This is a genomic window from Streptomyces javensis (assembly GCF_039525925.1).
Classification (GTDB): Bacteria; Actinomycetota; Actinomycetes; order Streptomycetales; family Streptomycetaceae; genus Streptomyces; species Streptomyces asiaticus.
Window position 1 is genome coordinate 35,201 of sequence record NZ_BAAAIF010000078.1, and the last position, 11,624, is coordinate 46,824.

2 protein-coding genes are annotated in these 11,624 nt (G+C 73.9%); one reads left to right on the plus strand and one right to left on the minus strand.

Going from position 1 to position 11,624, the window contains the following annotated elements:
* Positions 1-187: 187 nt before the first annotated feature.
* Positions 188-9,811 carry an Ig-like domain repeat protein gene (locus ABD329_RS40905; RefSeq protein WP_246618190.1) on the plus strand — a complete coding sequence of 3,208 codons (9,624 nt, stop codon included), beginning with the start codon at positions 188-190 and terminating at the stop codon, positions 9,809-9,811.
* A gap of 10 nt (positions 9,812-9,821) precedes the next feature.
* Here ABD329_RS40905 and ABD329_RS40910 read toward each other — a convergent pair.
* Positions 9,822-11,624: coiled-coil domain-containing protein (locus ABD329_RS40910; protein WP_486388710.1), on the minus strand; the 1,803-nt coding region annotated here is incomplete at its 5' end.

Below are 11,624 nucleotides of genomic sequence, written 5' to 3' on the forward strand. Positions count from 1 at the left end.
GAAGACAGGGCGGGCAGGGCGGCGGCGCGGTGCGCGCTGCGCCATTCGGGTGAGCCGCGGTCAAGGATATTGCCCGGGTCCCACCGGGATGGGTTACTGAATCCGTCCGATTCCGGTGGGCTGCCCATCCTTTCCGGCGGAGTGGAAGACGCCTTGCCAGATCGGAGCCGTCATGCCCTGTCGCCCGTTGGGACTCATCCTCGTCACCGATCCCGGTGAGAACTGCATCGCCGTCGTCGATCCGGAATCCCTCGGGCTCGTGCCGACGCTCAGCGCGCCGATCCCGATCCCGGCGCGGAGCCTGCCCGACCGGCTGGTGGTGCGCACCGCGGTCGACCGCCTCGACGCGCTGGCCGCCCTCCGCCGCGGCACCCTGCTGGATCCCCTCCCGGGCGATCCGGACCGGCCGGTGCTCCCCGGGGCGCGCACGGGCCTCGGGGCCGTTCGCCCGCTGGGCACGTACGAGCTCTTCAACCAGTTCGCCGGCATCTTCCCCGACCAGGGTCCGTACAGCGGCGGGACCCTGGTGACCGTCATCGGCAGCCACTTCTCGGGCGCCACGGACGTGTTCTTCGGCACCCGCCGGGCGGCGAGCTTCTCCGTCCTCGACGACCAGACCATCGTCGCGGTGAGCCCCTCGGGGACGGGCTCGGTCCCGGTGTATGTCACCACCCCGAGCGGAACGGCCCCCATCGGCTCGTTCTTCTACCTCCCCTGGCCCACCCTCACCGACATCGCGCCCATCGCCGGACCGCTCGGCGGGGGCGACATCGTCGAGCTCACCGGCGTCAATCTGAGCACCGCGCGGCTGGTGCACTTCGGCGACTCCGTCGCCCTCCCCACGGCCGTCTCCGACCAGCACCTCCTGGTGACCGCTCCCCCGGCCTCGGGGCCCGGCACCGTTCCGGTGTACGTCATCACGGTGGGCGGGGTGAGCAACCGGCTGCTCTACACCTACGCCGCGGTGCCGGTCGTCAGCGACGTCAGCCCGACCACGGGTTCCACCGCGGGCGGCGAGCCCGTCGTCCTGACCGGCACCGGGCTCAGCCATGTCACCGGCGTCACCTTCGGCGGCGTCCCCGCCACGTCCTTCGGGTCGATCTCCGACACCCTGCTGGTCGCAGTGGTGCCCCCGAACGTCCCCGGCCCCGCGGACATCACCGTCACCACCGCCGGGGGCAGCGTGACGGTCCCGAACGGCTTCGGCTATGTGGCGCCGTCCACCACGACCGTCACCTCCGCGCCCGACCCCTCCGTCGTCGGCCAGCCGGTGACCTTCACCGCCGTGGTGGCGGGCGTCCCGGCGGGCACCCCCACGGGCACCGTCACCTTCGACTTCGGCGACGGCAGCCCGACCGTGGCCGTCTCCCTCACGGGTGGTACGGCCACGGTCGGCCATGTCTACGCCGCGCCGTCGGTCGCCCCGTACGCCGTCACCGCCGAGTACGGCGGCGATCTGTACTTCACGGCCTCGACGGGCACGGACACCCAGACCGTCGGCCAGGCATCGACCACCACCGCGGTGAACTCCGCCCCCGACCCGTCCGTGCCCGGACAGCCCGTCACCTTCGTCGCCCAGGTGGCCGCCGCGCCGCCGGGGGCCGGTGCGCCGACCGGGACGGTGACGTTCGACTTCGGCGACGGCACCCCGGCCGTGGCCCAGCCGCTGACGAACGGCGTGGCGACGGTGACCCACGCCTACCCGGACGTCTCCGGGAGCCCGTACCCGGTCACCGCCACCTACAACGGCGACACCAACTTCACCGCCTCCACGGGCACGGACGCCCAGATCGTCGAGCAGGCGAGGACGGCCACCGCGGTGAGCTCCGCACCGGGTCCGTCCGTCGTCGGCCAGCCGGTGACCGTCACCGCCACGGTCATGGCCGTACCGCCCGGTGTGGGCACCCCCACCGGGACGGTGACCTTCGACTTCGGCGACTCCACCCCGACCGTGACGGCACCCCTCGCCGGCTCCACGGCGACCACCGGCCACACCTACACCGGCGCCACCGGCAGCCCCTACACCATCACCGCCACCTACAACGGCGACACCGACTTCACCGCCTCCACGGGTACGGGCCTCCAGTCGGTGGGGCAGTCCTCGACCGCGACCGCCGTGTCCTCCGCGCCCGATCCCTCGGCGGTGGGTGAGCCGGTGACCGTCACCGCCACGGTCACGGCGGTCTCCCCGGGGGCGGGAACGCCGACGGGCACGGTCACCTTCGACTTCGGCGACGGCACCCCGACCGTCACCCAGCCCGTGTCCGCGGGCCAGGTGACGGCCACGCACACCTACACCGGCGCCGCCGGCAGCCCGTACGCCATCATCGCCACCTACAACGGCGACACCAACTTCCTGACCTCCCTCGGCACCGACTCGCAGACGGTCCAGCCGGCCGCCACCGCGACCGCCGTCACCGCCGCGCCCGACCCCTCGGCGGTGGGCGACCCCGTGACCTTCACCGCCACGGTCACGGCCGTGCCGCCCGGCGCGGGCGCCCCCACCGGGACGGTGACCTTCGACCCCGGGGACGGCACCCCGCCCCTCACCGCGCCCCTCACCGGCGACACCGCGACCGCCACGTACACCTACACCGACACCGCGGGCAGCCCCTACACGGTCACCGCCACCTACAACGGCGACGCCAACTTCACCGCGTCCAGCGGCACCGACACCCAGACCGTCGAACCGGCCACCACCGCCACCGCCCTGACCGCCGCGCCCGACCCGTCCAGCGTGGGGCAGTCCACGACGTTCATCGCGAAGGTCACCCCCGACACCCCGGGCGCCGGTTCGCCCACGGGCACGGTGACGTTCGAGTTCAGCGACAGCACGCCCCCCGTCACGGCACCCGTGACCGGCGGCACGGCCACGGTCGACCACACCAACCCGGAGTCGGCGACCCCGTACACGGTCACGGCCACCTACAGCGGCGACGCCAACTTCCTGACGTCCTCGGCGGCCGACACCCATCAGGTCGTCCAGGGCGTGTCGACCACGGTGCTCACCGCCTCGCCGTCCCCCTCGGTGACCGGTGAGACGGTGACCTTCACCGCGACCGTCGCGGCCGTGCCCCCCGCCTCCGGCACCCCGACCGGCACGGTCACCTTCGACTTCGGCGACGGGACCGCGCCCGTCGCCCTCGCCCTCACCGGCGGTACGGCGACCACCGATCACGCCTACGCCACCGCGGTCGGCAGCCCGTACACGGTCACCGCCACCTACGACGGCGACGCCAACTTCGTGGCGTCCGTCGGCACCCGTCTCCACACCGTCGACCCGGCCGCGACCATCACCACGATCACCGCCACGCCCGACCCTTCCGTCACGGGGGAGCTGGTCACGGTCACCGTGGCCCCCACCGGGCCCGGCGCGGGCACCCCGACCGGACCCGTCACCATCGACTTCGGGGACGGCACCCCGCCGGTCACCGCCCAGCTGGTGAACGGCTCGGCCGCGGTCACCCACGCCTACGCCAGTACGGCCGGCAGCCCCTACACCATCGCGGCCGAGTACGGCGGCGACGGCGACTTCGCCCCGTCCGAGAACACCCTCGTCCACGCCGTCACACCGGCCGCGACCACCACCGTCGTGACCTCGTCGCCGACTCCGTCGGCGGTGGGCCAGACCGTGACGCTGATCGCGCGGGTGGCGCCGGTGCCGCCGGGCGCGGGCGCGCCGACCGGCACCGTGACCTTCGACTTCGGCGACGGCACCACGACGGCCACCGTGCCGGTCGCGAACGGTGTGGCCACGACGACGCACGCCTACGTCTCCACCGCGGGCAGCCCGTACACCATCACCGCCACCTACGGCGGCGACGACAACTTCGCCACCTCCACCGTCACCACCGTCCAGCCGGTGGAGATGGACGTCTCGGCCACCGCGACGACGGTGAGCACCACCCCGGACCCGTCCACCGTCGGCGAGGCGGTGACCGTCTCCGCGACCGTGACGGTCCTGCCGCCCGCCGCGGGCACCGCCACCGGGACCGTGACGTTCGACTTCGGTGACGGCACCACGACCGTCACCGTCCCGCTGACCGGCGACACGGCGACGACCAGCCATGCCTACGCCTCGACGGCGGGCAGTCCGTACACCATCATCGCGGTCTACAGCGGGGACGACGACTTCACCGGGTCGACCGGGCTGGACATCCAGACGGTCACCCCGGCCTCGTCGTCCACGACGCTGAGCTCCGCGCCGAATCCGTCCGTGACCGGCCAGCCGGTCACCTTCACCGCGACCGTGGCGTCGGGGCAGGTGGGCGCGGGGACGCCGCCCGGCACGGTCACCTTCGACTTCGGCGACGGCACCCAGGCGGTCCGGGCGCCCCTCACCGACGGGACGGCGATCGCCGTCCACGCCTACCCGTCCACCGCGGGCAGCCCGTACACCGTCACCGCCACCTACGACGGGGACGTGAGCTTCACCGGATCCACGGACACCCTCGACCAGAGCGTGAACCCGGCGGCCACCTCCACCACCGTCTTCTCCTCACCGGACCCGACCGAGGTCGGCCAGCCCGTGACCGTCACCGCCAACGTGGCGGTTCTCGCCCCGGGTTCGGGCACCACCAACGGCACGGTCACCTTCGACTTCGGCGACGGCACGCCGACCGCCACCGTCCCCAGCGTGGCCGGAGTGGCGACGGTGACCCATGCCTATACGGAGACGTCCGGCAGCCCGTACACCATCAGCGCCACCTACGGCGACGACGGCGACTTCGCGCCCTCCACCGGCGCCGACGTCCACACCGTGCATCCGTCCTCGACCACCACCACGGTGACCGCCGATCCCGATCCCTCGGTGGTGGGCGAGGAGATCACCGTCACCGCGACGGTCGCCGCGGTGCCGCCGGGGGCCGGGGTGCCGTCCGGCACGGTCACCTTCGACTTCGGCGACGGCACCCAGGCTGTCGACGTGCCCCTGGCCGGAGGGGCCGCCGTCCTTCCGCACACGTACACGAGCGGCCTCGGCAGCCCGTACACGATCACCGCGACGTACGGCGGCGGCGACGACTTCCGGTCCTCGGCGGACACCGAGCCGCAAACCGTCCTCCAGTCCGCGACGACCACCACGGTGAGCCCCGCGCCGGAGCCGTCCGTCGTGGGCCAGCCGGTCACCTTCACGGCGACCGTGGCGCCGGTGGCACCGGGCGGGGGCTCGCCCACGGGTACGGTGACGTTCGACTTCGGCGACGGCAGCACCGCCGCGGCCCCGGTCGTCGGCGGCCTGGCGACGGCCGTGCACGCCTATGCGACCACGGCGGGCAGCCCGTACCCCGTCACCGCCACATACGGCGGCAGCCCCGACTTCACGGGCTCCGCCGACCTCGTCACCCACTCCGTCGGCCGGGCCCCGACCGCGACGGCGGTGGTCTCGGCGCCGGATCCCTCGGTGACGGGCCAGCCGGTGACCGTCACCGCGACCGTCTCGGCCGTGTCCCCGGGAGCCGGAACCCCCACCGGAACCGTCACCTTCGACTTCGGGGACGGCACGGCCCCCGCCACCGCGCCGGTCACGGCCGGGGTGGCCACGGTCACCCACGCCTGGCCCGACACCTCGGGCAGCCCGTACACCATCACGGCTGACTACGGCGGCGACACCGACTTCAACGCATCCACCGGCACCGACACCCAGACCGTGAACCCGGCCGCCACCCACACCGATGTGGCCTCCTCGCCCGATCCCTCGGTCACCGGCCAGCCGGTGACCCTCGCCGCAACCGTCTCGGCCGTGTCCCCGGGAGCCGGAACCCCCACCGGAACCGTGACCTTCGACCCCGGCGACGGCAGCCCGGCCGTCACCGCGTCCATGAGCGCGGGCGTGGCCACCGTCACCCACACCTACACCGGCGCCTCCGGCAGCCCGTACACCATCACCGCCACCTACGACGGCGACGCGGACTTCCTGACGTCCCTCGGCACCGACACCCAGAGCGTGGGCCGCGCCTCGACCACCGTCGCCATCAGCGATCTGCCCGAGCCGTCGGTCACGGGCCAGCCGGTGACGTTCCTCGCGCGGGTGGCGCCGGTCGCCCCGGGCGCGGGCGCGCCCACGGGCACGGTGACCTACGACTTCGGCGACGGCAGCCCGACGGTCGACGTCCCGGTGGCGGACGGTGTGGCGACGGCCGCGCACACGTACGCGACCGCGGCGGGCAGCCCGTACACGGTCACCGCCACCTACGGCGGGGACGCCCACTTCACCGGCTCGGTGAACACGGAGACGCACCTCGTCGAGCGGGCGTTGTCGACGACGACGGTGGACTCGTCGCCGAATCCGTCGGTCACCGGCCAGCCGGTGACGGTCACCGCCACCATCGCGGCCGTCGCGCCGGGAGCCGGAACCCCCACCGGCACGGTCACCTTCGACTTCGGCGACGGGACGGGGGCCGTCACGGCGCCGGTCACCGGCGGGGTGGCGACCATCGCCCACGCCTATCCGATCGCCTTCGGCAGCCCGTACACCATCACGGCCAGCTACAGCGGCGACGCCGACTTCACCGCCTCCACCGGAACCGACACCCAGACCGTGGACCCGGCCGCGACCGACACCACGGTGACCTCGGCGCCCGATCCCTCGGTGGCCGGTCAGGCGGTGACCATCGGCGCCACCGTCGCACCGGCCGTGCCGGGGGGCGGAATCCCCACCGGCACCGTCACCTTCGACCCCGGCGACGGAGGCCCGGCCGTGACCACGCCGCTCGTCGGCGGGGCGGCGAGCATCACCCACACCTACGCGAGCACCTCCGGCAGCCCGTACACCATCACCGTCTCCTACAGCGGCGACGCCGACTTCACCGCCTCCACCGGAACCGACACCCAGACCGTCGGCCAGGCGGACTCCGTCACCTCCCTGGTCACCTCGCCGGACCCGTCCGTGCCGGGCGAGCAGGTCACCTTCACCTCCAGGGTCTTCGCCGCGGCCCCGGGGGCGGGCAGCCCGACCGGCACCGTCACCTTCGACTTCGGCGACGGCTCGCCGACCGCCACCGCACCGGTCAGCGGCGGGGTGGCCACCGTGACCCACCCCTACCCGACCTCGGTCGGCAGCCCCTTCACGGTCACCGCCTCCTACGGCGGCGACGCCGACTTCGCGCCCTCCGCCGCCACCGGAACGCATACGGTGTCGGTGAGCGCCGCCACCACATCGACCACCGTGACCTCCTCGCCGGACCCCTCGGTGACCGGCCGGGCGGTGACCTTCACCGCGACCGTGGCACCGACCCCGCCCGGTGCCGGGGTGCCCACGGGCACGGTGACCTTCGACTTCGGCGACGGCACGGCGACCGCCACCGCGGCGCTCTCCGCCGGGGTGGCGACCGTGGTCCACGCCTACCCGACCGCGGTGGGCAGCCCGTACACGGTCACCGCCTCCTACAGCGGGGACGTCAACTTCAGCTCGTCCTCGGGCACGGACACCCAGACGGTCGCCCCGGCGTCCACGACCACAACGGTGGCCTCCGCGCCCGATCCCTCCGTGGTCGGGCAACCGGTGGCCCTCACGGCGACCGTGGCCCCCGTCGCCCCGGGGGCGGGGGTGCCGACCGGCACCGTCACCTTCGACTTCGGTGACGGCTCCCCGGTCGCGTCGGCCCCGCTGACCGGCGGGGCGGCCACCATCAGCCACACCTACACGAGCGCCGCCGGATTCACGGTGACCGCCACCTACGACGGCACCCCCAGCTTCCTCTCGTCCAGCGGCACCGACGCCCAGACCGTGAACAAGGCGGCCACCACGACGGCGGTGGTCTCCGCACCGGATCCCACGGTCAGCGGTCAGCCCACCACCTTCACCGCGAGGGTGGTGCCGATCGCCCCGGGGGCCGGGGTGCCGACCGGGACGGTCACCTTCGACTTCGGCGACGGCACGCCGACCGCCACCGCGCCGCTCACCGACGGCCTCATCTCCGTCACCCACTCCTACCCGGGTACCTCCGGCAGCCCGTACACCGTGACGGCCACCTACAGCGGGGACGCCGGCTACACGGCGTCCAGCGGCACCGATGTGCACACGGTCAACAGGGCGGCCACCACGACGGCGGCGTCCTCCTCCCCCGACCCCGCCGTCACCGGCCAGAACGTCACCCTCACCGCCACGGTCTCCGCGCTCGCCCCGGGCGCCGGAACGCCCACCGGCACCGTCACCTTCGACCCGGGCGACGGCACCCCGGCCATCACCGCGCCGCTGTCCGGTGGCACAGCCACCGCCACCCACGCGTACGCCGGCACCACGGGCAGCCCCTTCGCCATCACCGCCACCTACAACGGCGACACCGGCTTCGCGCCCTCCACCGGCACCGACACCCAGACGGTCAACAAGGCGGCCACCACCACGACCGTCGCCTCCTCCCCCGACCCCACCGTCACCGGCCAGAACGTGACCCTCACCGCCACCGTCACCGCGGTGGGGCCGGGCTCCGGAACCCCGACCGGCACCGTCACCTTCTCCTTCGGGGACGGCGCACCGTCCGCCACGGCGCCGGTCACCGGCGGCGTGGCCACCGTGACCCACGCCTACGCGGGGACCTCGGGCAGCCCGTACACCATCACCGCCACCTACAACGGCGACAACGGCTACACCTCGTCCACCGGCACCGACACCCAGACGGTCAACAAGGCGGCCACGACGACCACCGTCGCCTCCGCGCCCGACCCCAGCGTCACCGGCCAGACCGTCACGCTCACCGCCACCGTGGCATCGGTCCTCCCCGGCGCCGGGGTCCCGACCGGGACGGTCACCTTCTCCTTCGGGGACGGCGCACCGACCGTCACCGCGCCCCTGTCCGGCGGCACGGCCACCACCACCCACGCCTACACCACCAGGACCGGCAGCCCCTTCCCCATCACGGCCACCTACAACGGGGACACCAACTACACGCCCTCCACCGGCACCGACAGCCAGACCGTGGGCCGGGCCGCCACCACCACGACCGTGGTTTCCGCACCCGATCCCTCGGCGACCGGGCAGTCGGTGACCCTCACCGCCACCGTGGCCGCCGTCTCCCCCGGCGCCGGAACCCCGACCGGCACGGTGACCTTCAGCTTCGGGGACGGTACGAGCAACAGCACCGTGGCCCTCTCCGGCGGCGTCGCGACCGTCAACCACACCTACACCACCAGGACCGGCAGCCCCTTCCCCATCACGGCCACCTACAACGGGGACACCAACTTCAACACGTCCAGCGGCACCGACACCCAGACCATCAACGCCAAGGCCGCGACCACCACCACGGTGACCTCGATCCCCAACCCCTCGGTGGTGGGCCAGTCGGTGACCATCAGGGCGACGGTCTCGTCCGCCTCCGGCACCCCGGTCGGGGCGGTCACCTTCTCCTTCGGCGACGGCACCAACACCGCCGTGGGCATCCTCTCCGGCGGCATCGCGACCGTCACCCACACCTACACGGCCACCACCGGGAGCCCGTTCACCATCACGGCCACGTACAACGGGACCGAGAACTTCGCCACCTCCAGCGGCACCGACACCCAGACCGTGAACAAGGCGGCCACCACGACATCCGTGAGCTCCTCCCCGAACCCCTCGACCACGGGCGACCCGGTGACCGTCACCGCCACCGTGGCGGCCGTCGCCCCCGGCGCGGGGACGCCCACCGGAACGGTCACCCTCGCCATCACCGGGCGGAGTCCGCAGACCGTGCCGCTCGTGGGCAACACGGCCACCGCGACGTTCAATCCGCTGCCGAAGGGGACCCACACCGTCACCGCCAACTACAACGGCGATGTCAACTACGCGACCTCGTCCGCGACCACGACCCAGACGGTGAACACCGGTCAGGGATAGTCCGCCGGGCTCACGGCCGGTCCGCCGCCTCGGCGGGCGCCTCCTCGTCCGCCTCGGGGCGACGGTACATGCGGGTCGCGGTGATCTGGCCGTGGACCTGCTGCTCCTCCTCCGGCTCCCGGGCCGGAAGGCCCGGCCGCAGATGTTCCTCGACGCTGATGTACTTCAGCCCGGCCCGCAGGTCCGCGTCATTGCGCAACCGGATCACCAGCGGGAACTCGGCCAGCGCCGTGGTGTCGAACAGCCCCGTCGTATAGAGGAGCTGGACCCCGAGCGCGTCCGCCACCGCCCGCTGGAGCTCCAGCAGATAGGTCGCGTTGGCGCGGCCGATGGGGTTGTCGAGGAAGAGCGTGCCCGCGTGGCGGTGCTTGTCCCGGCCCCGGTCGTTGCTGCGCAGCGCGGCCATGGTGCAGTACAGCGCGATGGCGGCGGTCAGCAGCTGGCCACCGGAGAACACATCGCCCATCTGCCCCACCGGCACCCGCTCGGCCCGCAGCACCGCGTCCGGCTTGAGGATCTCCACCGCCACCCCGCGCGGCTGGAGCGCGGCGTGGACCCCGCGCAGCAGCAGCGACATGCCGTCCCGGCGCAGATCGGAGTTCTTCCGGACGGCGGAGCGGGTGGCCTCGTCGATGACCTCGCCGAGCCGCTCGGTGAGCGTGGCCTGGTCGGGGTCCTCGAAGCGGATCCGCAGGAACTCCTGGCCCGACCACTCGCCGAGCCCCTCCGGGAGCCGGGAGAGCCGCTGCGCCGAACGCAGCGTGGCCAGGCAGGACTCGACGAGGCCGCGCAGCCGGTCCACGATCGAGTCGCGGTTGCGCTCCAGCTGCTCCAGCTCGTCGGTGAGCACGCGCAGCCGGGGCGCGAACGCATCGGCCCAGGCGGCGGCGTGCTCGGGCAGCGCGGCCGCGGGGAGCTCCCGGATCTGCTGGCGGGCGGGGGTGCGCACCTGCTCGTAGCGAGTGGAGTTGGCGTGCCGTACGAGGACGTCGCTCGCCTCCCGCACCGAGGAGTCGGCCGCCGACAGATCGGCGGCGCAGCCGCGCAGTGAGCGGCGGGTCTCGGCGGCGGCCTGGCGGGCCTCGGCGAGGTCCCCGGCGTACGGCTCGGGCCGCTCGCCGTCGTCCTCCGCACCGGGGCCGTCCCGCAGCAGATCCCGCAGCAGGGCGGCGGTCTCGTCGAAGCCGCCCGCGGCGTCCTCGGCGGCGCGGTGGGCGCGCACCAGGTCGGCGTGGGCGGTGCGGGCGGTGTCCAGGGCGTCCGTACGGGCGGCCAGTTCGCCGTTGGCGGTGCGCAGCAGCTCCTTCGCCTGTTCGGCGTCGGCCGGGACCATCTCCTCCGGCAGCTCGGTGTGGGCGTCGCCGTCGGCGGGGGCGAGCCGCTCCGCCTCGCCGCGCAGCCGGCCCAACTGCTCGCTCGCCGCGGACGCGCGGCTCTCCAGCATCTGGACCAGTGACTCGGCGCGGGCGGCGGCGGCCTGCCGGGAGGGTCCGTCGGCGCCGTCGGTGCCCTCCAGGAGCTGGGCGGCGCGGGTGCGGACCTTGTTGGTGAGCCGGTCGAGGGTGGCGAGGGCCGCGCTCTCGTCGCTTTCGGCGCGGGCCTGTTCGGCGCGGAGGTCGGCGCCGACACCGACCTTCTCGTAGACCTGGGAGGCGGCCCGGTACGCCTCCCGGAGCGCGGGCAGCGAGGCGGAGGGCGGCTGGGCCGCCTCGCCGAGGTCGTCGGGGACGTCCGCGATCTCCGCGCCCTCGGAGCGCAGGGCGCGGGCGGTACGGCGCGCGTCGTCGGCCGCGCGCTGGACGCCGCGCCGCGC